Origin of the sequence: Variovorax ginsengisoli (assembly GCF_030811835.1) — a bacterium.
Classification (GTDB): Bacteria; Pseudomonadota; Gammaproteobacteria; order Burkholderiales; family Burkholderiaceae_C; genus Variovorax; species Variovorax ginsengisoli_C.
On sequence record NZ_JAUSRO010000009.1, the window covers coordinates 1 to 22241 of the forward strand.

Annotated in this window: 17 protein-coding genes and 1 pseudogene; 12 read left to right on the forward strand and 6 right to left on the reverse strand. The window is 64.7% G+C overall.

All coding sequences use genetic code 11. The features are described 5' to 3' along the window. Window positions 1–317 precede the first annotated feature (317 nt). Window positions 318–1283 carry an MBL fold metallo-hydrolase gene (locus tag J2W36_RS14750; protein WP_307690509.1) on the reverse strand — a complete coding sequence of 322 codons (966 nt, stop codon included), beginning with the start codon at window positions 1281–1283 and terminating at the stop codon, window positions 318–320. A 601-nt stretch (window positions 1284–1884) separates the two neighbouring features. Between J2W36_RS14750 and J2W36_RS14755 the strand changes: the two genes are divergently transcribed. The 4 genes from J2W36_RS14755 (at window position 1885) to J2W36_RS14770 (ending at window position 7065) form a co-directional block, all read left to right on the forward strand. Continuing rightward, the gene (locus J2W36_RS14755; RefSeq protein ID WP_307690510.1) at window positions 1885–2352 is read left to right on the forward strand and encodes a sigma-70 family RNA polymerase sigma factor; all 468 of its coding nucleotides are present in this window, start codon (window positions 1885–1887) and stop codon (window positions 2350–2352) included. 4 nt (window positions 2353–2356) lie between these two features. After that, window positions 2357–3364 (forward strand): FecR family protein, encoded by a 1008-nt coding sequence (locus J2W36_RS14760; protein WP_307690511.1) that lies wholly within the window; start codon window positions 2357–2359, stop codon window positions 3362–3364. A 76-nt stretch (window positions 3365–3440) separates the two neighbouring features. Continuing rightward, a complete protein-coding gene (locus tag J2W36_RS14765; RefSeq protein ID WP_307690512.1) occupies window positions 3441–5852 on the forward strand; it encodes a TonB-dependent siderophore receptor in 2412 nt (803 codons plus the stop codon). Window positions 5853–5859: 7 nt separating this feature from the next. Then, the gene (locus J2W36_RS14770; RefSeq protein ID WP_307690513.1) at window positions 5860–7065 is read left to right on the forward strand and encodes a PepSY-associated TM helix domain-containing protein; all 1206 of its coding nucleotides are present in this window, start codon (window positions 5860–5862) and stop codon (window positions 7063–7065) included. Here the strand turns inward: J2W36_RS14770 and J2W36_RS26630 are convergent. From J2W36_RS26630 to J2W36_RS14790, 4 genes and pseudogenes are all read right to left on the reverse strand, one after another. After that, window positions 7055–7521, reverse strand: a pseudogene (locus J2W36_RS26630) (transposase); the annotation flags it as partial. The gene J2W36_RS14770 and the pseudogene J2W36_RS26630 sit on opposite strands and share 11 nt — an antisense overlap. A gap of 174 nt (window positions 7522–7695) precedes the next feature. Further along, window positions 7696–9270, reverse strand: a complete 1575-nt coding sequence (locus J2W36_RS14780; RefSeq protein ID WP_307690514.1) for an ABC transporter substrate-binding protein — start codon at window positions 9268–9270, stop codon at window positions 7696–7698. 78 nt (window positions 9271–9348) lie between these two features. After that, complete coding sequence (locus J2W36_RS14785) at window positions 9349–10215, reverse strand: alpha/beta hydrolase family protein (RefSeq protein ID WP_307690515.1); 867 nt, start codon at window positions 10213–10215, stop codon at window positions 9349–9351. 38 nt (window positions 10216–10253) lie between these two features. Beyond that, a complete protein-coding gene (locus J2W36_RS14790; RefSeq protein ID WP_307690516.1) occupies window positions 10254–11738 on the reverse strand; it encodes an amidase in 1485 nt (494 codons plus the stop codon). 59 nt (window positions 11739–11797) lie between these two features. Here J2W36_RS14790 and J2W36_RS14795 point away from each other — a divergent pair, with 59 nt between their 5' ends. The 7 genes from J2W36_RS14795 (at window position 11798) to J2W36_RS14825 (ending at window position 20361) form a co-directional block, all read left to right on the forward strand. Then, window positions 11798–12715: a GntR family transcriptional regulator gene (locus tag J2W36_RS14795; RefSeq protein ID WP_307690517.1), complete on the forward strand. Its 918-nt coding sequence runs from the start codon at window positions 11798–11800 to the stop codon at window positions 12713–12715. 66 nt (window positions 12716–12781) lie between these two features. Further along, on the forward strand, window positions 12782–14107 hold the full coding sequence (gene aptA, locus J2W36_RS14800; protein WP_307690518.1) for an omega-aminotransferase AptA: 1326 nt from the start codon (window positions 12782–12784) through the stop codon (window positions 14105–14107). 110 nt (window positions 14108–14217) lie between these two features. Continuing rightward, window positions 14218–15381, forward strand: coding sequence for a C45 family autoproteolytic acyltransferase/hydrolase (locus tag J2W36_RS14805; RefSeq protein WP_307690519.1), 1164 nt, complete (start codon window positions 14218–14220; stop codon window positions 15379–15381). Window positions 15382–15414: 33 nt separating this feature from the next. After that, window positions 15415–16359 (forward strand): ABC transporter permease, encoded by a 945-nt coding sequence (locus J2W36_RS14810; protein WP_307690520.1) that lies wholly within the window; start codon window positions 15415–15417, stop codon window positions 16357–16359. Between the two features lie 12 nt (window positions 16360–16371). Continuing rightward, window positions 16372–17190, forward strand: coding sequence for an ABC transporter permease (locus J2W36_RS14815; protein ID WP_307690521.1), 819 nt, complete (start codon window positions 16372–16374; stop codon window positions 17188–17190). Continuing rightward, a complete protein-coding gene (locus J2W36_RS14820) occupies window positions 17187–18866 on the forward strand; it encodes an ABC transporter ATP-binding protein (protein WP_307690522.1) in 1680 nt (559 codons plus the stop codon). Before J2W36_RS14815 ends, J2W36_RS14820 begins: the two co-directional genes overlap by 4 nt. A 43-nt stretch (window positions 18867–18909) precedes the next feature. Further along, complete coding sequence (locus J2W36_RS14825) at window positions 18910–20361, forward strand: NAD-dependent succinate-semialdehyde dehydrogenase (protein ID WP_307690523.1); 1452 nt, start codon at window positions 18910–18912, stop codon at window positions 20359–20361. A gap of 67 nt (window positions 20362–20428) precedes the next feature. Here the strand turns inward: J2W36_RS14825 and J2W36_RS14830 are convergent, their stop codons facing one another. Beyond that, window positions 20429–21406 (reverse strand): alpha/beta hydrolase, encoded by a 978-nt coding sequence (locus J2W36_RS14830; RefSeq protein WP_307690524.1) that lies wholly within the window; start codon window positions 21404–21406, stop codon window positions 20429–20431. A 91-nt stretch (window positions 21407–21497) separates the two neighbouring features. Here J2W36_RS14830 and J2W36_RS14835 point away from each other — a divergent pair, with 91 nt between their 5' ends. Beyond that, window positions 21498–22121, forward strand: coding sequence for an FMN-binding negative transcriptional regulator (locus tag J2W36_RS14835; protein WP_307690525.1), 624 nt, complete (start codon window positions 21498–21500; stop codon window positions 22119–22121). The last annotated feature ends 120 nt before the right edge of the window (window positions 22122–22241 follow it).

A 22241-nucleotide genomic window follows, 5' to 3' on the forward strand; every position in this document is an offset into this window, starting at 1 on the left:
GGTGAAGGTGTCGGATCCGCGCATGCCGCATTGTCCTGCGGACACACCCTCTGGGACCGAGTTCGGCTTTCCAGGGCGAGGTATTTCAGCAGCCTATTTCAGCAGCCTGCTAAGGCGATTCTGAGAGGTCGATTTTGACTTCGTTGTCACGGGCGGTGAGCAATCGATTTTTCAACTGAATCGGCCAGGACCAGACATTCAACACGGAGGTCCGACGGGGCCATGAAGACCATTGCGATAGCTGCCATTGACGGATACCAACGTCTCATTTCATACAAGGGCTTCGACGATGCCTGCCGCGCAAAGAATGCCGCGACTCATCGAGCAGCCAAAGGCAGTTGCTTTACTTCTTCGCCAACGCTAAAAGCCATCAGGTCCTGGCCGACGACGAGCGGCCCACTGTACGTCTTGCGCGTCTGCTCGATCAGCGCATCCACAGTAGGACGAGGGAACTTGGTGTCGGACAGGAAAACCAGGTGGCTGTAGACCGCCAGCTTGGGCTTCGCTCCGGTGAAGACCTCACCCGCGTCGGCTGGTGTGACGTGGTGGGCCACAATGGCCTGGAAGCCTGGGTTTGCAGCGAGGGCTTCCTCGTTGACCATACACACCTCGTGAATCAGCAGATCCACGCCAGTGGCGAACTTCACGAGATTGTCGCTGCGGCGCGTGTCGCCTGAGATCAGGACGGAGTGGCCTTTGTAGTCGACTCGGTAGCCATAGGCCGGCTTGATCTTGTCTCCATGGTCAACCTCGAAGGCCGTGACCTTAACTCCGCCATGCTCGAATACCGCGACGCCGTTGCCGCTGAACTCGCGGGCATCGATACGCGCAGCGTCCGCCGAGAGATGTTCGTCGGCGACCCGAGTGGTCACGTCGCTGGCGTAGGCGGCCTCCAAGCCCCGGGCCAGCGGCAGCACGCCGCTCGGGCCGATCAGCTTCAGAGGCTGCTTGCGCCGCCCATAGGGTGTGTCTATCCAACCGGTGAGCCAGATGTCTGGCAGGCCAACGGTATGGTCTGAGTGGTAGTGAGTGATGAAGACCGCATCGAGCTTGCCAACGGGTATACCGGCCTGCCACAGGCGGATCGCCGAGCCGCGACCGGCGTCAAACAGCAGGTTCTGCCCACCGGCGGTGACCAGCGTGCTCATGGAAAAGCGCTCGGGGCTGGGGTTGGGCGAGCCGGTGCCGAGCAGGGTGACTTTTATCTCTCCATCGTCGGCGTAAGTCCAACCGGTGAAAAACAAAGCCAAGGCAACCAGAAGAGCGCGAAAGAAAGGGTTCATGGAGAACATCTTGATGTGCGAATGGAGAGATGAATTCGGTGCTGCGGTACCGACGTCCGGGCGGCGACAGACAGGCGCTCAGGTGCCGTGCTTCCGTCTTAAATGTAAAACACATAGTTATTTTATGTAACTACTTTTGATGAAGACACGAGCGTTTTCACTGATGACGCCAACTTGTCAGTGAAGTTTGTTGACAAGCTGCGAACGCAACTTCAACCCCTGCCCGCCGTCAGAGAATCACCCCACAACCAACCCCTGCTGTAAACGACAGTTGAGGGTCCGCTCCGGAGAAAGTTGTACAGCTGGTATGGCCGCCCAAAGCGGCTGTAGCAATCTCTCGTAAGCAGACTTTCACGTCCACGATTTTCGATATGCCCTAGTGATTAGTCCTCTTGCTGAGGCGGTTCACAAACAGCCTCTCGATTGCTCGTTTGGGACACATCGCGAGTCCTGGCTGAGTGACGACGCGCCCTCGCCTAAAAAACTTGCGACACATTTCCTATAATTCCGCTGCTCGTCGCTACGCTCCCCGATTCAGCCGCCGCCACATCGCAGCTTTTGCCCGACGCGCTTGGTCCATCTTCTGGCCGAGGCAAACACTGTGGTCGCGCGCTATTACTCCGAACTCGTCAGCTTCTTCAGCCGCTCGCTCAACGATCGCGACGCGGCTCGCGACCTCGTTCAGGAAGCCTATGCACGGGTGCTCGCGCTGCACCTGCGCGGCACCGAACTGCTTGACCCCCGCGCGTTGCTCTACCGCACCGGCAAGAACCTCGCGATCAGTGGGTTCCGGCACCGTGAAGCAGAAGCCCGCATGCTGCGAACGCTGGCGTTGGTGCGCGACGATTCGACACCCTCGGTCGAGCAACACGTGGATGCACGCCTGCGGCTCGAACGCCTGCTGGCGCGCCTCGGCGCCATGCCACGCAAGCGGCGCGAGGCTTTCATCCTGGTGCGCATCTACGGCCATAGCTACGCCGAGGCAGCGGTGCACATGGGCGTCAGCACCGATGCCATCGACCGCCACGTCGTGCGCGCCGTGATGGACTGCGCGCGGTTCAGGGGCTGAGCACATGCCGCCGAACCCGCACACAGCCCACGGCCCACCGTCGCAGAAGATGATCGCCCTCGCGCTGTCGCTGATTGGTCGTCAGCACCATGGCGAGCCGCACGACGCGTTGGCAGCACGCGACGAGTTCGCGCGCTGGCGACAGAGCGATGCGCGCCATGAAAGCGCCGCGCGCACCGCACTCGACTATTGGCGCGCAACGGCTGCGGAAGAACTCCAAGGCCGCATCGACATACCCGAGCGCGGCGTGACATCAGCGGTTCAGGCGCGCCGGCGTGCGTTGAAAGTGCTCGGCTTGGGGGGCGCTGTCGTGTTGCTGGGCGCCGGTGCACGCTGGGCCTGGCGCCTGCCGACCGACGAGATCGCCTTGCGCACCGAGCGCGGCCGATTGCTCAGCCGCGACTTGCCGGACGGCAGCAGTGTCAGCCTCGCGGCCAACACGCAGGGTGTGGTGCGCTACTTCCGTGATCGGCGCGAAGTGGCGCTCGCGCATGGTGAGATGCGGTTCGACGTGCAGCGCGACACATCCCGTCCCTTCGTGGTCTCGACCGAATGGGGCCGTGTCGAGGTGCTGGGCACTGTGTTCAGCGTCTCATCCCGCGCAGGCGGCATGCGGGTTGCCGTGGCGCAAGGACGCGTCGCGGTGTTCACGGCCGCTCATGGCGCCACCGGAGATGGCGATGTGGTGCTCGGCATGGGTCAGGCCGTGGTCATCGACCGCGACGGTCTGCATGCGCCTTCGGTGACGCGTCCTGACAGCGTCGGTGCATGGCGAGACGGTTGGCTCGTGTTCGAGGGAACGCCGCTGCCCGATGCGATCGCGCAGTGGAACGACTACCTGCCGCAGCCGATCCGCCTGCAGGACGCGGCAGTGTTGGCTTCGCAGCGCCTGAGTGGCACTTTCCCGGTCCGCGCGCCGGATGCCTTCCTTCGCCACCTGCCCGACATGCTGGCGGTGACGGTCGAGCGCCGGGGCGACGCATGGGTGGTCGGGTCCCGCTCGGCGCGTTGACGCGGACGATCGAAAAATAATTGTGGGTGCCGAGGAGGCGAGCGCGTCTTCATTGCGAACTCTCCCGAAACCACCCATGCGCCATCCGACACCGACCTTCTCTCTCCCCTCCTTTCGCCGCCCCCGCACACTCGTGCTGGCTTGCGCCGCGGCACTGCCCGCATTCGCCGTGCCAGGTATGGCCGTCGCCCAGCCCTCGCAGGCCGCGGTCGAACGCCCGCTGCAGCTGTCGATCCCGGCACAGCCGCTGGCCTTGACGGTGGATGCGCTGGCGCGCCAGGCCGGCGTGGGCATCGGCTTCGATGCCAGCCTCGCCGTTGGCAAGACGGCCCCTGCGATGCAGGGCACCATGACCCTTCGGCAGGCTTTGGCACGCGCCCTCGACGGCAGTGGCCTGGAAGCGCCGGTGGGTACCGGCGGTGCGTCGATCCGCCGTAGGGACGCGGGGAGCGACGGCGCCACACTGCCGACTGTGACGGTCACGGCCGACGGCGCGCCCGAGGGCTCGGCGGCCAACGCCTATCGCGCGGCCAGCAGCAGCCTCGGCGCGCTGGGCACGAAGTCGCTGCTCGACACGCCTTTCAGCATCAACGTGATCACGCGCGACCTGCTCGACAACCAACAGGCCCACTCGCTGGTCGATGCCGTCAAGAGCGATGCGGCCATTGCACCGGGTAGCAACTACACCAACGGCACGGGCGAAGTGCTGTCGGTGCGGGGCGTGTTGCTGAGCTATCGCAACAACTACAAGCTCGATGGCCAGGACCTGATCGGCTTCCTGGGGGCGCCGCAGATGCCGGTCGAGCACCTGGAGAGCATCGAGATCCTCCGCGGCGCGGGTGGATTCCTCTACGGCTTCGGCACGCCGGGCGGCATCGTCAACATGGTGAGCAAGCGTCCCACGGAGACCCCTGTGCGCAGCATTGCCATCGAAGGCACGGGCAGTGGCACGGCGCTCGTGCATGCCGACCTCGGGGGGCGCTTCGGCGAGAACGACCGTTTCGGCTACCGCATCAACGCGGTCGATGAGGAGGGCGACACATACGTGAAGGACGGCGGCCACATCAAGCGCCGTTCCGGCTCGGTGGCACTCGACTGGCGCATCACGCCTGACCTGGTGTGGAGCGTCGACGCGCTGCAGCAGGAGCGCCGGATCGACGCCGTCTACTACCAGCTGGTGCCCAATGCCGATGGTCGTGCATCCAACTACGCCATCGCCGCCGCGCCGGCTGCCCTCGACGGCAGCACACGCCTAGCCTCGCCCTTCACCTACAGCGACGCGCGCAGCACGACGTTCGGCACGTCGCTGGCTTGGCACATTGCACCGCGTTGGGACGCTCGGCTGTCGTACAGGCAGTGGAAGCAGGACATGCAGAGCAACCACAGCTTCCTGTTCGCAAACGCGGCGGGCGCCTACTCCGAGCAGCAGATCTCGCTGCCGGCACGGGTGAAGTCCGAGCAGGCACAGTTGCTCGTCACGGGCGGCTTCGACACCGGCAACGTCAGGCACGACCTGGTGCTGGGCATCTCGGCGAACGACATCCGCGCGCAGGAATCGAACGACTACCAGTCGAAGGTGTTGGGCACAGCGACGCTCGCCTCGCCGGGCGGATTTGCCGACCCGGGGCTCTCGACGACGTGGATCGACGGTGGCTGGGCATTCCCTGAGCGCCAGCGCAGTCTCTTCGCATCGGACACCCTGCATCTGGGTGATCGCTGGGATCTGATCCTGGGCGCGCGCCACAACCGCTTCACGTCGAACAGCTACGACAAGAGCGCTGTCACGCCGACGCTCGCCGCGGTGTTCCGGCCGGTGCCCTGGTTATCGACCTATGGCAGCTACGTCGAAGCGCTCGAACAGGGGTCGACCGCGCCGCGTACCGCGACCAACGCGAACGAGGTGTTTCCGCCCATTAAGAGCAAGCAGCTCGAGTTCGGCCTGAAGACCGAGCAGGCGGACTGGTCGGCCTCGGCCGCCGTCTTCCGCACCACGCAGGGACTCACTTACACGACGGAGACGGGCCGCTATTCGCAGGATGGTGAGGCTCGCTACCAGGGTATGGAATTGGCGGGCAAGGCCAAGCTGGGCCGTCCCTGGACCTTGCTCACCAGCGCGGTCTTCCTCGATGCCGAGAACACCAAGACCTCGCTCGGCCAATACGACGGCCTGCGCACGCCGGGAGCTTCCAAACGGCAGTTCGCTGCCTATGTGGAGTACGCGTTGCCCACCATGCCGCTGACTCTCACAGGTGGCTGGCGGTACGTGAGCGCGCGACCACTCGACATGGCCAACAACTGGTCGCTGCCGGGTTATGCCACTTTCGACCTGGGGGCGCGCTACGTCACCCGCATGGCCGGCTTGCGCACCACCTTTCGGCTCAACCTCGACAACGTGGGCGACAAGGCGTACTGGCTGATGGCGGGCTCCAACCGCCTGGTCCAGGGCGCGCCGCGCACCGTGAAGCTAGGCGCCCAGTTCGAGTTCTGACGCCGGCATGCGGCGCGATGCGCTGGTGCGGCTGCACCGCTGGCTCGGCCTCGCAATGGCGGGCTTCCTGCTGATCACCGCCCTCACAGGTTCGCTGCTGGCGTGGAACGACGAGCTCGAGGCCTGGTTGGCACCCGAGCTTTTTGTGGCCTCGCCATCAGGGCCTCCCATCGACCCGCTGGTGTTGCGTGAGGCCGTCCTGCGCGCGCACCCCGAGGCCCAGGCGCCGTACCAGCCGCTGGCGATGGATCCAGGTCGTACCGTCGTGTTTTTTCTCGTACCCCGGCGTAATCCTGCGACCGGCGTGGCGCCCACGCTGCGGGCCAACCAGGTCTTCATCGATCCGTACACCGGACAGATCCGCGGCGAACGCCACAACGGGAGGGCCACCGGAGGTCTGCGCAGCGTCATGCCCGTCGTCTACCTCCTGCATCGCTCGCTCGCCGCTGGCAACGCGGGGGCGCTGGTGCTGGGTGCCGTAGCGCTGCTTTGGACCTTCGACTGCTTCATCGGACTCTGGCTCACGCTGCCGATGCGCGCCACACCGGGGCGTCGTTCGCACCGTTCATGGCTGTCGCGCTGGGCGCAGTCATGGCGATTTCGATGGAGCGCCGGCGCCTACAAGCTTCATGTCGACCTGCATCGCGCGGGTGGACTGTGGACTTGGGGCCTCCTGCTGATGCTGGCTGTCAGCAGCGTGGCGCTGACCCTGCCATCGGTGTACGACTCAGTGACGCGCAGCCTGCTCGCGCACCAGCCCGACGAGCTCTCATTGCCGCTTGTCGATGCGCGGCGAACCGTCGCGATGGATTGGATCTCGGCGCGGGAGAGCGGGCGACGTCTCATGCATGAGCAGGCCGCGGTGCAGGGCTTCACGGTGCGTCGCGAAGACTGGATGTTCTTCGATGCCTCGCGCGGCGTCTTCCGTTACGCCGTTCGCAGTGACCGCGACGTAGGCCAACGCTACACACGCACGCTTGTTTTTCTCGATGGCTACACCGGTGAGTTGCGAGGAACCTGGTTGCCTGCCGGCGCCGCATCGGCTGACACCCTGCGCTCCTGGCTCACACGCTTACACATGGCAAGTGTCGGTGGTGCGGTGGGCAAACTCCTGCTTAGCCTCGCCGGGGTGGTCGTCGCGCTGTTGTGCGTCACGGGCATCGTGATCTGGCAACGGAAACGTGTCGCACGCAACGCGGCTAAGTGTGCTTAAGCCAGCCGGCGATCTTCTCGGGCGACCACAACATTCGAAGCATGTCCGCCACGCCAGCCAACGCTCGGTTCTCGACCAACTCGCAGCGCTTCGGTCGTAGGGAACGGTTCCACGCAGCATTGTGGGCGACGCTCGCCCGATGGCCATCTTGTCCTGCGTTGCGCTTGATCTCACGGCTGATGGTCGACGGCGCCCTGGCAAGTCGGGCGGCCACCAAGCGCATCGATTCACCGACCATCAGAGCACGAGAGATCTCTTCTCGCTCTGCCAGGGTCAACGCATGGCGCTACGTCGTCGCTGCAGTGGTCGAATGCCACCGGTCTTGGACAAGATGCTATGGATTGAAGTGTGAGGTCAGTCGAACAGCAGGCCAATCTGGTGAAGGGTCCAATCAGCTCTCCAGCGCTCCCACATCAGGCCTTCTTTCTTGAGTCTGCGCCTTGCCTGCGGGCTCATCGGTATGTCACGCGCCACGCCCAGCTACGAGCTGCGCTTGGCCAGCGGCCAATTCAAGATCAACAAGGTGTGGACGAGAGTCGCCGAAGCTAGCGGTACGGCCTGCAGCGGCGCTATCAGAGGGCACCTCCTCCCGAGAACGCGCTCGATGGCGGCGCAGATCAACGCCCCCAACTACTCTTTCCAGGCACCCCATGCGATCGGCCGACCCGAGGCCCAAGGCTGATATCCGCGCACCGCACGGCCCACAGCCTCGACGGTGGGCGAGTAGTACAAACCGATGATCGGCACTTCTTCCCGCATCAGGGTATGCATGCGGTGGAAGAGGGTCGCCCGCTCCGCCGGGTCGACCGCGGCCGAGCTTTCCTCCAGCATCTTGCGAGCCTCCGGGCTGCCCCACTGCGCCCACTTGGCCGTCGCCTTGTCAGCCACGAAGGCCGCATACATCAGGCTGGGATCAAAGCGCGGCGAGAATGCAAAGGACGACAGCTGGAAACGGCCGTTCAGGTAGTTGTCGAGTTGCGCCGACCAGTCCAGCACCTCCAGTTGCACGTTGAGGCCCACCGCGGACAGCATCGCCTGGATCATCACTGCGTTGTCGTACATGCCGATTACACGCCGGTTGGTCTGTAGCTTGATCGGCTCTCCCTTGTATCCGGCCTTCTTCATCGCTGCCGCCGAAAGTTTGGGATCGTAGGCCGGCCACATGAGGAACTCGGGAGAGAAGGCACGCATGCTGTCTGCCACGCCCGATGGGTTCGGCTTGGCCAGCCCGTTGGTGCGGACCGCAGCCAGTTGCTCCATGTCGATGCCGTGCGCGATCGCCTTGCGCAGGTCCGGGTTCTTCAACAGCGGGTCTTCGGTCTGGATCAAAAGCGTCGACCATGTCAGCCCCGGCGCCGAAAGGACGCGCACGCCCACTGCCGCCTTCAGCTCCTCCATCTTGATCGAGTCGAGTTCCGGGATGATATCGATCGCGCCGGTCTTGAGCGCCGCCACCGCCGCGTCGGCGTCGGGGATGACCTGGAACCGGACCGCGTCCACATGGGCCAGACGTGCGCCGGCATAGCCGCTTGCTGGCTCCTTGGACGCCACGTAACCCTCATAGCGATTGAGCGTGAGTGCCTCGCCGCGCTTCCAGGTGCCCAGCTTGAACGGACCGGTGCCGATTGGCGTCCAGTTGCCATCGGTGCCGACGCTGGCTGGATGGGCAACCAGCACGCCGCATTGCACGTTGGCCAGCTGGGTCAGAAAGAGGCCTGAAGGACTGGCCAGACGGAACACGACGGTCGAGGGATCCGGTGCCTCGACCGCATCGACCTTCAACCCGGCCTGACCGTTGAAGAAGCGCGCACACAGCCAGCCGCTCTGTCCCATCTTTCGGTCCCAGCTCCACTTCACCGTCTCAGCCGTCAGCCTCTCGCCATTGTGGAAGGTAACGCCTTCCCTCAATTTGAAGGTATAGCTTCGGCCATCGCTCGACATCGACCAGCTTCGCGCCAGCGCGGGGCCCACGCTCAGGTCGCTGCGATAACCGACCAGCCCTTCGAAGATATGGTGAACAACGGTGTCGGAGTTGGAGTCGCGGTTGATCCCGGGCTCCAGGCTGCGGACATCGGCGTTGATTGCCACCACCAGCGTGCCACCCCGTTTGGGGACGTCGGCTGCCAGAGAAGGCATGACGGCAAAAACGAAGAATGTGCTGCTGAGCAGCATGCCAAAAAGTCTCTTGAAGGCAGATGAATTCATGAACTGGCTCTCTTTCCTGTTAAATGGAATGCCGCGCGACCGGATGACGTCCGAAGTCCCGCTGTGCTGGCTGGGCCGTCAGCATCGGTCTTGCACCGGGAGCCGCGTGATCGCTGCGGACAGGAACGACTTCACTGCCGGCAGCAGAGGCGCTTGTCGGTGATCGACGCCCGGAACAACGTCGTGAACGACACCGATGCCCTGCGCCAGGTAACTCGCTTTCAATGTCTCCATGCGTTCGATACGGGTGGCGCCATGTGAATCAAAGGCCGGCTGCCACCACGGATGACCGGATGAAAGTGCGACCTCCCAGGTCGCGCTGTCGTCGCCCCCCACGACCATGTGGATGGCTACGCGGCGCATGGCCTCCAGGTCCAGCGGCTTGCCGAACACGGCCTCGAAGTTGCGCACGCCCGCCAGCCAGTCGGCCTGGTTGTCCAGCACGGTGACGATGCCGGGCGCGGCGATCGACACGGCCTCCAGGCGCTCAGGATGCACGTACAGGAAGCGGTGGGCGAAGTGAGCGCCACCCGAGAAGCCGTAGAGCAAGAAGCGTCGCGCATCGATACGGTAGACGGCCGAGATTTCCTCGATCATGGCCAGCAGGACCTGGTCGTAGGCAGGACCGCTGCCGTCGGAGCTACGCAGGCGCTTATAGGACGACAGTTCCCGTGGTGCAGCCATGCCACCGGGAAAGAGCGGCGCCAGAACGATGACCTGATGCCGCTCGGCCAGGTCGATGAAGGCGTCTCGGCAGCCGGTGTTGTCTCGCTGAGTGCCATGCACCGCGACCAGCAGCCGGTAGACTTGGGTGCCATGCTCGTCGTAGCTCTCCGGCACATAGGCACAGTAGGAGAAGCGCGGATCCGCCGCGCAGGCCTGCACGGTGGTGCGGCCAAAGTCGTAGAAGGACAGGACATCACCATGCCCAGGCTGGTTGCGCATGTCGGACAGGCCTTTTCTTCTTTGTAAGCGTGGCGGGTTCAGCGCGGATCGATCGGGCACAGCCGCGGCGAAGCCGCTTCGATGACCGTACCCGCTGCGAAGCAGAGATCCTCGCGATTCGGCCCCGCGACGATCTGCACACCGGTCGGCAGGCGCACGCAGCCACCGACCACCTCGATGTCGGCCAGTCCCGTCGGCACCGACAGGCCGGGAAGCCCCAGTGCAGAGATCGCAAGCATCGGCCCCTGCGCCCGCATGATCCGGCTGGCCATGTCCGGCGACTCGACGTCCGCCAGCCGGGTGAAGGGCGGCTCCAGCGACACTGGCATCACAATCACCGGCCATTCCTCGAAGAAGCGCTGCCACAGGCGCAGCAGGCCGTGCCGCCGACCGATGGCGGACAACGCATCGGCGGGCTCGAAGGACCCCAGGGCCGCGCGCCAGTAAGCGACTGCAGTCCGGATGTTGGCGTCGCCCGCTGCCGCGATGGCGGGCTCGAGCACCGTCATGATGTCGGGAATGGCGATCTCCGCCCACATCTTGTGAAGCTCGTCGAGGCCCGGCGGCACGACATCGGCGACTTCCCAGCCCGCAGCCGCCAACGCGGCGGCGGCCCGCTCGACTGCACGCACCACCACCGGATGGCAATCCGGCCAGGCCGAAGCGGCGAACACCGCGGCTCGCCGCGGTAAGGGTGGCCACGCACCGGCCAGAGCATGTGTGCGCGGATCGTCGATGTGGGGGATCGCCATCGCGCGGAAGGCGAGTTCCGCGTCGCGCACCGTGCGAGCGATCGGCCCCTGCACTGCCATGAGCTGCGAGGCGATCGAACCCTGCCCCTTGGCCGTCGCATTGAAGGAAGGTACGCGGCCATAGGAGGGACGCAGCCCGACCAATCCATTGCAGACTGCGGGATAGCGCACCGAACCGCCGATGTCGTTGCCGTGCGCGATCGGCACCATGCCAGTCGCCACTGAAGCGGCCGCCCCACCGGAGGAGCCGCCTACCGTGTGATCACGATGCCAAGCGTTGTAGGTTGCACCATGGAGGGTGTTGTCAGTGAACCAACGCATCGAATACACGGGCGCGTTGGTCCGGCCCACCACGATCGCGCCGGCGCGACGCAGATTAGCGACCACCGGGTTGTCCTCCTGCGCCATCAGCGTGCGATGGAGTTCGGTGCCATTGTCGGTGGGATGCTCGCGCTGGTCGATATTGATCTTGATCGTCACCGGGACGCCATGCAGAGCGCCTAGGGGCTGGCCCCTGTCCACCATGCGGTCGGCAGCCTCTGCTGCTTCGAGCGCCTCATCGTCCATGCGGCGGACGACGGCATTTACCGCGGGATTCACAGCGTCCATCCGGGCCAAGGTGGCTTCGATCAGCGCGCGCGCCGTGAGCGCGCCGGATGCGACCATACGTGCCATGGTCGCCGCGTCGAGCGCATGCAGCGGCGGCGTACCGTTGACCGCTTGACCCTGCAACGACTCTTCGGCAAAGCTTGTAATAGACCGGTCGGACATGGATGTCGGCTTCCTGTGGTGATGTCGAGAGACAATGTAAAATTGTATTTTGAGATTCTATGAAACAACAAAACAAGCCGCAAGAGGCAACTTCCGAAACGCAGGGCCCCAGCCGACTCCAGCGTGATCTGCTGCCTCGCGCCCTCGACTACCTGCGCAGCGCCGGCCTCAAGCCCGGCGACCGCACCACCGAACTCGCACTGGCCCAGCATCTGCAGGTGTCGCGCACACCGGTACGTGCGGTCCTGGAAGAGCTCGCACGCCAAGGGGTGCTCGATCGCCAGCCACGCCGCGGCTTCACCGTGCGAGCCGTGCCGGAGACCACATCGAGCGAGGCCACCCAACCCGGAGAGGTCGACCAGCTCTGCTTCCGCCTCGCAGGCGACCGACATCGCGAGCGACTGCCTGCCGAAGTGTCAGAGGCCGACCTGATGCGACGCTACGGCGTGAGCCGTCCCCTGCTGCTGCGCGTGCTGGGTCAACTCTCGGAGATCGGCATGGCGGAACGCAAGCCCGGCCACGGCTGGGCCTTTCCGCCCATCCTGGACGAGCGAGCGCGCCGTGAAAGCTATGAATTCAGGCTGCTGGTCGAGCCCGCCGGGGTGATAGCGGAGGGCTTCCAACTGGACATGGCCTGGGTCACGGAGATGCGCCGCCGGCATCAGGCCTTCCTCGAGGCACCATGGAGCGAAACGTCCAGCATCGAACTGTTCGAGATGAATGCCGCCTTTCACGAGGGCCTGGCCCTGGCGTCGGGCAACCGGTTCATCCTGAATGCCATTCGTCAGCAGAGCCGCATGCGGCGCTTCTCCAACTACGACTGGACTTACGGACAGGAACGCGTGCGCGTTTCTTGCATCGAGCATCTGGAGATCCTCGACCGTTTGGAGCGGGGCCAGCGTGAGGTGGCAGCCGCCCTCATCCGGCGGCACCTCGAAGAGGCCTCCCTCTTGACGCGACCCACCGAGGCCAGTTGAAGCGTTTACTTGCTTTTTGTTTTTTGTTGAATCAAAATTCATATAAGACACAAGGAGCGATGTGACATGACGACCCCGCAAACCCTTCCCAACGATCTGCAGTCCTACTGGCTGCCGTTCACCGCCAACCGGCTGTTCAAGTCCAATCCGCGCATGTTCGTTGCAGCGGAGGGCATGCACTACCGCACATCGGATGGCCGTCTGATCCTCGATGCGATGGCAGGGCTGTGGTGCGTGAATGCGGGGCACAACCCGCCCCGCATCGTCAAGGCCATCCAGGATCAGGCCGCACGCATGGACTTCGTCTCGTCTTTCCAGATGAGCCATCCGCTGGGGTTCCTGCTGGCCGAACGGATCGCGGACCTCGCACCTGCCGGCATGGACCGCGTGTTCTTCACCAACTCGGGCTCGGAGGCGGTCGACACGGCGCTCAAGATTGCACGTGCTTATCACAAGGTACGCGGTCACGCGAATCGGGTGAAGCTGATCGGCCGCGCACGCGGGTACCACGGCATGGGCTTCGGTGGCCTGTCGGTGGCGGGCATTCCGCGGCACCGACGCGATTTCGGCCCCCTCCTTGGCGATGTCGACCATCTGCCGCATACGCATGACCTGGCGCGCAACGCCTTCTCGCGCGGCCAACCGGCCTGGGGCGCGCATCTGGCAGACGAACTCGAGTCGATCGTGCAGATCCACGATGCGTCGACCATCGCCGCCGTGATAGTGGAACCCGTCACGGGCTCCGGTGGCGTACTGCCGCCGCCGGTGGGCTACCTCGAACGGCTGCGCGAGCTCTGCACGCGCCACGGCATTCTGCTGATCTTCGACGAGGTCATCTCCGGCTTTGGCCGTCTGGGTGCGCCCTTTGGTTCGACCGCACTCGGTGTCACACCCGACCTGATCACCTGCGCAAAGGGCATGACGAACGGCGCAGTGCCGATGGGCGGGGTGATTGCATCGCGCGCGGTCTACGACGCCTTCATGCACGGGCCAGAGACCACCGTGGAACTGATGCACGGCTACACCTATTCGGGCCATCCTCTGGCCTGCGCCGCCAGTCTGGCCGCCATCGAGACGTATGAGCAGGACGGCCTCTTCGAGCGCGGCCCCGAGATCTGTGCCACCTGGGAAAACATCATTCACCAGTTGAAGGGGGCACCTCATATCTGCGACATCCGCAGCATTGGGCTGCTGGCCGCCATTGAGCTGACATCCCGCGAAGGGGCCGTGGGAGCACGGGCCGCCGAGGCAGCGGAACTTTGCTTCGAGCAGGGGGTGCTGGTCCGCGTGGCCGGCGACAGCCTGGTGCTGTCACCACCCTTGATCATCACGCCCGAGCAGATGACCCGTGTGACGGAAGCTATTCACTCGGCGCTCCAGCAGGTCGCCTGACGCGCCAGCAGCAGCCCGGCCTGCACTCGCAGGCCCCGCCTCCGGTCGGAAGACCTTTTCGGAGGCCCTGTTCACCTTGCCCTCCATCGTTTGCGACGAGATCCAGCCCCATGTCCGTGCCTTTTCAGTTTCCCTTCGTGTCGGTCGACGGCACGCCCTACGAGCGCGGCCGGGCCTATGGCGCCGCCGTACCCGAGCGCGTAGCGCGTAGCGCCGAGATCTATGGCCGAGCGCTCGATGGGCTGGGTACAGGCAGCGACTTTCGCCACAAGCTCATCGACGAATTTGCCATGCGCATCGAGGCCTTCGGCGCCCACTACCTGCAGGAGATCCGCGGCATCGCCGACGGCGCAGAGGTTCCGTTCGAAGACGTGGTCATGATCAACGCACGCACCGAGATCGTGTCACGAGCACGCCGTCTGGTCGCGGGTGCACAAGCCGACGCGGCGGTGACGTCAGCGCCGGCCGAACCCGAGGATGGCTGCACGGGCGCAGTGATCCTCCCGGGCCGCAGCCGCAATGGTCGGCTGCTCCACGGCCAGAACTGGGACTGGCGCTCCGAATGCATCGATACCGGCGTCGTGCTGCGCGTGTGCCGCGACGATGGCCCTGACATCCTGACCTTCACCGAGGCCGGCGGCCTGGCCCGCTCGGGGCTGAACGGCGCGGGCATCGCCATCACCGCGAACTACCTGGAATGCGAGCGCGACTTTCGCTCCACGGGCGTGCCTCTGGCGCTGATCCGCCGCAAGGTGCTGGAGCAAAACCAATTCGCGGAGGCCGTTCGGACCGTCGTCTCGACACCGAAATCCTGCGCCAACAACATCATGCTCAGTACGGCTGAAGGCTTTGCGATCGACTTTGAATGCGCGCCCGACGAGGCCTTTCCCGTCCTGCCCTGGAACGATCTGATCGTCCACGCCAACCACTGGATCAGCCCGGCGGCGCGTGCCAAGCTCAAGGACATGGGGGTCTACAACATGCCAGAGAGCTACTACCGCGACTGGCGGGTGGAGCGGCTGCTCGAGCAAGGTGGCGATCAGCTCGATCTGGACGACATGAAGCGCGCCTTCTTCGACGACTTCGGCACACCGTTCTCGGTCTGCCGCCCACCAAGGCCCAATGCCGTCGGCGATCTCTCTGCGACGGTGGCCATGATCGCGATGGAGCCGGCCAGCGGCTTCATGGACGTGCTGCCGATGCCGGCGATGCAGCGGTCGTTCACCCGCTATGCGCTCACGGGTGAGCCCATGGCGGCGCACGGCGCGGCCTGATCCCGGCCAAAGCAAAAGCGCGAGGCACACACGATGGGGCGCTTCATCCTCACACGCATCGCCATGGGGCTGCCGACATTGCTGATCGTGGCGGCGGCGGTTTTCTTTCTGATCCGGCTGATCCCGGGCGACCCGGCCTCCCTGATGCTGGGCGACATGGCCACGCCGGAGACGTTGGCCGCACTGCACAGGGATCTGGGCCTGGACAGGCCCCTGCCGTTGCAATTCATGCACTGGATAGGACAGATACTGCGCGGCGACTTCGGCCGCTCGATCACCACCGGCCAAGCGGTGCTGCCGCTCATCCTCGATCGCTTCGCGATCAGCGGCACCATCGTCGGCGTCGCCGTGGCCCTGGCCGCGCTGATTGCCGTGCCCGCAGGCATGGTCGCCGCCTGGCGACAGAACAGCGCACTGGACCTTGGGATCGTCACGATCGCGACCCTATTGCTGTCGGTCCCCACATTTTGGCTTGGGCTGCTGCTGCTGCTTCTCTTCGGCCTCGAGCTTGGCTGGCTGCCGGTGATCGGCTACGTCTCGATCTGGGAAAGCGCCCACGCGGGGCTTGCCTATCTGGCCCTACCGGTCATGACACTGGTGCTCCATGAGGTCGGGGTCATTGTACGCATGGCGCGCTCGAGCATGCTCGAAGTGCAACGGCTGGACTACATCACCCATGCCCGCGCGAAAGGGCTGTCGGAGCCGGTGGTGCTATGGCGTCATGCATTCCGCAACGCCTTCGCGCCCACATGGACGCTGCTCGGGCTGATTTTGGGCAACCTGCTCGGCGGCATCGCCGTGGTCGAGGTGGTGTTCACCATCCCGGGGCTCGGTCGATTGCTGGTGGACGCCATCTTCGCGCGCGACTACCCGGTCATCCAAGGCTGTCTGCTGTTCATCGCCACGAGCTACGTGCTCGTGAATTTGATCGTCGACTTGTGTTATCCGGTCTTCGATCCCCGTGTGACGCTGAACTGAGCAAGAGGCGACATGATCTTCCGCTCCCTTCGCGGCCTCATCGGCCTGACCCTCGTTGGCTTCATGGTCGGCAGTGCCATCCTGGCTATGCTTTGGACACCATCCAACCCGCTCGCGCTCAACCTGCGCGCCAGGCTGACCGCGCCCGGTGCTGCTCATCTGCTCGGTACCGACGAGTTCGGCCGTGACGTGCTAAGCCGTCTGATGGCCGGCGCAGCATCTAGCATGACGATCGCGTTCACCACAGTGGTCTTTGCGATCCTCGTGGGCGGCACGATCGGCGCCCTCTCGGGCTACTTTCGCGGCTGGGTCGACCGCATCATCATGACTTTCAACGATGCACTGCTGGCTTTCCCCGGCATATTGCTGGCCCTCGCACTGCTCGTGGTGCTGGGCGGCGGACGCACCGGCCTGGTGCTGGCACTGGGTCTGGCCTACACACCTTCGGTGGCCCGCGTCCTGCGTGGAGCCGTCTTGTCCTTACGCGAAAACGCGTTCATCGAAGCCTCGCGCGTCATGGGGCATGGCGAGATCTACACGATGTTCCGGCATGTCCTGCCCAACTGCATAGCGCCACTGACGGTGCTGGCGACGTCGATGTTCGGTTGGGTCCTGCTTTCGGAGAGCGCCCTGTCCTTCCTGGGGCTGGGTGCGCCGCCACCTGCCCCCAGCTGGGGCAACATGCTTTCGGGCGGACGCGCCTTCATGGGGCAAGCACCCTGGCTCGGCGTTTTTCCAGGCCTTTGCATCTCATTCACCCTCCTGGGCATCAACCTGCTTGGCGACGCATTGCGCGACCGCCTCGATCCGCGGATGAGGAATATCGCATGACGACCGATCCGGTATGCCCTCTGGTCGACGTCCGCGAGCTGTCGCTGGGCATCGGCACCACCGGCCGACTCGTGGTCGACCGAGTGAGCTTCCAGGTACATCCAGGCGAAATCGTCGCGGTGGTCGGTGAAAGCGGCAGCGGCAAAACCATCGCCGCGCGCGCCTTGTTGGGTCTGACGCATCCAGCCATCCGGCGCCGCAACGGCAGCGTCCAGATCGACGGACGCGACCTCGACAGTCTGTCGCCGCGCGAACTACGCGCCATGCGCGGCGCACGCGTGGGCATGGTGTTCCAGGAACCCATGACTTCGCTCAACCCGTCGATGACCATCGGCCGCCAATTGGAAGAAGCGCTGGCGCTGCATTCCGGCCTGGGCGGCACCGAACGCCGCACCGCAATTCTGTCCATGCTCGCACGCGTTGGACTCGACAACCCCGAACGAGTGCTCCATGCCTGGCCGCATGAGTTCTCGGGCGGCATGCGGCAACGGATCATGCTCGCCGCCGTGATGCTGCCCCGACCGTCGCTGCTGGTGGCCGACGAGCCGACCACAGCGCTCGACGCGATGGTGCAGCGGGATGTGCTGGAGCTTATGGTTTCTCTGACCGCCGAGCATGGCACAGCCGTGCTGATGATCAGCCACGACCTGGCCATGGTCGCTCGCTACTCACATCGAGTGATTGTGATGTGCCGTGGCGAGATCGTCGAACAAGGGCCGACCCAGCAGATCCTGCGCGCCCCGGCGCATGCCTATACGCGCACGCTGTTGGGGGCGATGCCACGTCGCCGCTTAGTACCGGCGGTCGACCAGGCAGCGGCGCCACTGGTCGAGGTGCGCGGTCTCGTGGTGGACTTTGGTGCCCGCGTCGGCCTGTTTCGCCGCGGCATGGCCAAGCGCGCGCTGCACGGCATCGATCTCGCCATCCGCCCGCGAGAAGTGGTCGCGGTCGTCGGCGGTTCAGGCTCGGGCAAGACCACGCTCGGCAGGGTCATCGCCAGGCTGCTGAAGCCAAGCGCGGGACAGTTGTTGTTCGACGGTCAGCCGGTCGATGAGGCGCGCGGTGCGGTCTGGAACGACTACCGCCGCAATTGTCAGATGGTGTTCCAGGACCCTTATTCCTCGCTCGACCCGCGCATGACTGTTGGGCAGGGCATCGGCGAGGCGCTGTACGGCTGCGGCCTCGACCGGGCTGCGGTGCGCAACCGAGTGCTGGAGATGCTGGAAGAAGTCGGCCTCGAAGCAGCCTATGCCAACCGCTATCCGCACGAACTCTCGGGCGGTCAGCGCCAGCGCGTCGCCATCGCACGCGCAGTGGTGCGTCGACCGCGCCTTGTGATCGCCGACGAGCCGGTCTCTGCGCTCGACACAACGGTACGCGCCCAGATCCTCGACCTGTTCGCCGAGTTGCAGAGCCGTCACGGCTTCGCCTGCCTGTTCATCAGCCATGACCTTGCCGTGGTCGAGCAACTCGCCAACCGCGTCATCGTCATGGACCAGGGCCAGATCGTGGAGCAAGGCCCGCGAGATCGCATCTTCGACCATCCGGCCGCCCCCTATACCCGCCGCCTATTGCAGGCGATCCCTGCGCTGGAGCCGACGCCCACCGGCGGCGTGCGCCTGCGCTGGCGCCACGAAGCGCTGCACGACCACGCCGTGCGCCAAGCCCGCGCCTGACATCTATCGCCCCTCTTTGCTTCACGAAGGATTGATCTCGCGCATGCCATACACAACGCACTACCCCGACACCCTTCTTTTCATCGACGGCAGCTGGACTCCAGGCTCGACCGGACGGACCGAGCCGGTTCTGAATCCGGCGACTGCCGCCGAGATCGGCCGCGTCGCCCATGCCTCGACATCGGACCTCGACCGCGCCCTCGAAGCCGCCGACAGGGCATTCAAGACCTGGCGCAAGGTATCGGCCTTCGAGCGCTCGAAGCTGATGCGCGCCGCGGCCCAGTTGATGCGCGAACGCGCCGACGGCATCGCACGCGCCATGACCCTCGAACAGGGCAAGCCGCTTTCCGAATCACGTGCCGAGGCCCTGGGTTCCGGCGACACGATCGACTGGTTCGCCGAGGAGGCCAGGCGCACCTACGGCCGGATCGTCCCCTCGCGCATGCAAGGTCATGTCCAATTGGTCACGCGCGAGCCCGTCGGGCCTGTGGCAGCCTTCACGCCTTGGAACTTCCCGATCAACCAAGTGGTGCGCAAGGTGTCGGCCGCATTGGCAGCCGGCTGCACGATCATTGTCAAAGGACCTGAGGAGACGCCAGCGAGTTGCGCCGCGCTCTTTCAAGCCTTTGCGGACGCAGGCGTGCCGGCGGGCGTGCTGCAACTGGTCTTCGGTGTGCCGGCAGAAATATCCGCGTACCTGATTCCACATCCCGTCATCCGAAAAATCTCGTTCACCGGCTCCACGCAGGTCGGCAAGCACCTGGCTGCGCTGGCTGGACAGCACATGAAGCGCGCCACCATGGAACTCGGTGGCCATGCGCCGGCGATCGTTTTTGGCGATGCCGATCCGATGAAGGCGGCTGCGGCGCTGGCCCTGCAGAAGTTCCGCAATGCGGGCCAGGTCTGCATCTCGCCGACGCGCTTTCTCGTCCATGAAGACATTGCATCGGCCTTCATCGACCACTTCACCGAAGCCACCGCCGCGATGCAGGTCGGTAGTGGGCTGAGCGAGGGTGTTCACATGGGCCCGCTGGCCCATGCGCGCAGAGTCGATGCGATGGAGGCGCTGGTCGCCGACGCGGTGGCATGCGGGGGGAAGGTGCGAATTGGCGGCAAGCGCATCGGCAACGTCGGTTACTTCTTTGAGCCGACGGTGCTGACCGACGTGCCCCTGACGGCGCGCCTCATGAACGAGGAGCCTTTCGGGCCGCTGGTGCCGATCACGACCTTCCGCGACTACGACGCCGTGATCGCCGAAGCCAACCGGCTGCCCTGGGGACTGGCGGCGTATGCCTACACCGCATCGGCAAAGATCGCGGCCGCCGTTTCGGCCGACATCGAATCGGGCATGGTCTCGTTCAACCAGGCGCCAATCGGTTTGCCGGAAGTTCCCTTCGGCGGGGTCAAGGAGTCCGGACATGGCTCGGAAGGCGGCACGGAGGCAATGGAAGCCTGGCTCGTCACCAAGCTGAGCGCGCACAACACGGCCTTCTGAGCGCCGGGCCGGCCAAGCCTGCGGTCGGGCGCTGTGTCGGACCGTCATCGCGGCCCAATCGCCCGGGTCAACGCTTCAGATGAACCGCAAGCCGATCGGCAGCTTGCGCGAAAGCCTCTGCCGCACCGGCCGAAAGACCCGCGTATCCCGGAAAGTTGTGGATCATGTCGGGGAACTGTAGGTGCTCGACGACACCGCCCGCGGCGATCAGACGCTCGGCCATGGCGTTGCCCTGATCTCGCAGGGGATCGTACCCCGCGGTAACCAGAACTACCGGTGGCAGCCCGGTCACGTCGGGCCAGAAGAGCGGCGATGCACGCGGGTCGGCAGCATCGCCGTCGCTTTTGAAATAGAGATCGCAGAACCAGTCGAGCGTGCTCGTGTCAAGGAAGTAGCCCTTGCCGAAGGCCTCGATCGACGGCCAGCTCGGGCCGCCACGATAGGAACGGTAGTCGGTCACCGGGTACAGGGACAGGCACGCCGCAGGCTGGGGGCCCTGCGGCCTGTCGCGGGCGGCGAGCGCACAGACGAGCCCGAGACAGCCACCTGCGCTGTCGCCCGCGAGCGCAATGCGCAAGGGGTCGGCGCCCCAGGCGAGCGGATCTGCAGAGACGGCCAGGAACACCTCCCATGCATCCTCGGCAGCCGCGGGGAAGGGGTGTTCCGGCGCCAGGCGATAGTCGGGCGTGAGCACGGCGGCACCCAGTCGGTCGGCGAGCCAGAGGGACTGGTGGTGGTAGGCGGCAGAGTCGCCGACCACGAAGCCGCCGCCATGGAAATAGATGATCAGCGGCAACGCCTCGTCGGCCGTCACCGCATTCGGTCGATACAGGCGAGCAGAAATCTGTCGGCCGGGCAGGTCGAACATCCGCTCCTGCACCACGACGTCTCTCTCAGGCGCGCGCAGGCCGCGGGCCAGGTAACGCTCCCGATACGCCTGCCGCGCCAAGGGAACTGGCAGGTCGCGAATGCTGGGGCCGCCTGTTGCTGCCGCCGCGGCGGCGAGCATGGCTTTGAGTTCAGGATCGAGCTTGTCATTTTTCATGCGAAATCCTCTTCAATCACGTCCAGTGAATTTTATTGTATTTTATATATCCATGAAACATAAAATAATCTGATTTACGAAGAGGCTCTCCATGTTCATACCCGACCACTACCGCTGCACCGATATGACAGCAGCCCTCGCCTGGCTCACGCGCTACCCCTTTGGCTCGCTGGTGACGGCCGGTCGCGATGGCCAGCCCGTCGTGACGTCGCTGCCGCTGGTCGCCGAAGACGACGGCACCGGGTCGATCAGGATCATTTCCCACATGGCGCGCCGCAATCCACATGCAGGTGCGCTTGCAAGCGGTCAGTCTGCATTGCTCGTGGTCAATGGACCCAACGCTTATGTTTCGCCGCGCTGGTACGAAAACCCTGCCAACGTACCGACCTGGGACTATGTCGGCCTTCAGATCCGTGGAAGGCTGAAGTTGATCGAAGACCGCGAGAACCTGCTCGACCTGATGCGTCGCTCTATCGCGGCGTTCGAAGCCACGACCGACGGCGACTGGGTGCTCGACGAAGCGCCGTCTGCACATGTCGACCGGCTGATTCAGGGCGTCACTGGCTTTGAGATCAAGGTCGAAACGCTCGACTGCATGCAAAAGCTCAGTCAGAACAAGCGCTCCGATCGACCGACAATCCAGGCTGCACTTCGCTCGTCGCGCACCGACTATGGTCCGCTCGTCGCCGATCTGATGGACTTCGTCCTGCCATAATTTGTATTATATTAATACTAAATACATCACCATGCTTGCGAAGCTGTCACTGCCTGGCAACCGTATTGGGTCGGAATATCCTCCGACCCAGCACAGCCCCAGTTGGGGGTGAATTTTCAG

Bases quoted from the DNA above. Each gene is read 5' to 3' on its own strand.
- J2W36_RS14805 (WP_307690519.1), top strand. From the start codon at position 14,218: ATGTCCGTGCCTTTTCAGTTTCCCTTCGTGTCGGTCGACGGCACGCCC.
- aptA (WP_307690518.1), top strand. From the start codon at position 12,782: ATGACGACCCCGCAAACCCTTCCCAACGATCTGCAGTCCTACTGGCTG.
- J2W36_RS14750 (WP_307690509.1), bottom strand. From the start codon at position 1,283: ATGAACCCTTTCTTTCGCGCTCTTCTGGTTGCCTTGGCTTTGTTTTTC.
- J2W36_RS14760 (WP_307690511.1), top strand. From the start codon at position 2,357: ATGCCGCCGAACCCGCACACAGCCCACGGCCCACCGTCGCAGAAGATG.
- J2W36_RS14790 (WP_307690516.1), bottom strand. From the start codon at position 11,738: ATGTCCGACCGGTCTATTACAAGCTTTGCCGAAGAGTCGTTGCAGGGT.
- J2W36_RS14835 (WP_307690525.1), top strand. From the start codon at position 21,498: ATGTTCATACCCGACCACTACCGCTGCACCGATATGACAGCAGCCCTC.
- J2W36_RS14765 (WP_307690512.1), top strand. From the start codon at position 3,441: ATGCGCCATCCGACACCGACCTTCTCTCTCCCCTCCTTTCGCCGCCCC.
- J2W36_RS14780 (WP_307690514.1), bottom strand. From the start codon at position 9,270: ATGAATTCATCTGCCTTCAAGAGACTTTTTGGCATGCTGCTCAGCAGC.
- J2W36_RS14830 (WP_307690524.1), bottom strand. From the start codon at position 21,406: ATGAAAAATGACAAGCTCGATCCTGAACTCAAAGCCATGCTCGCCGCC.
- J2W36_RS14810 (WP_307690520.1), top strand. From the start codon at position 15,415: ATGGGGCGCTTCATCCTCACACGCATCGCCATGGGGCTGCCGACATTG.
- J2W36_RS14815 (WP_307690521.1), top strand. From the start codon at position 16,372: ATGATCTTCCGCTCCCTTCGCGGCCTCATCGGCCTGACCCTCGTTGGC.
- J2W36_RS14820 (WP_307690522.1), top strand. From the start codon at position 17,187: ATGACGACCGATCCGGTATGCCCTCTGGTCGACGTCCGCGAGCTGTCG.
- J2W36_RS14825 (WP_307690523.1), top strand. From the start codon at position 18,910: ATGCCATACACAACGCACTACCCCGACACCCTTCTTTTCATCGACGGC.
- J2W36_RS14795 (WP_307690517.1), top strand. From the start codon at position 11,798: ATGAAACAACAAAACAAGCCGCAAGAGGCAACTTCCGAAACGCAGGGC.
- J2W36_RS14785 (WP_307690515.1), bottom strand. From the start codon at position 10,215: ATGCGCAACCAGCCTGGGCATGGTGATGTCCTGTCCTTCTACGACTTT.
- J2W36_RS14770 (WP_307690513.1), top strand. From the start codon at position 5,860: ATGCGGCGCGATGCGCTGGTGCGGCTGCACCGCTGGCTCGGCCTCGCA.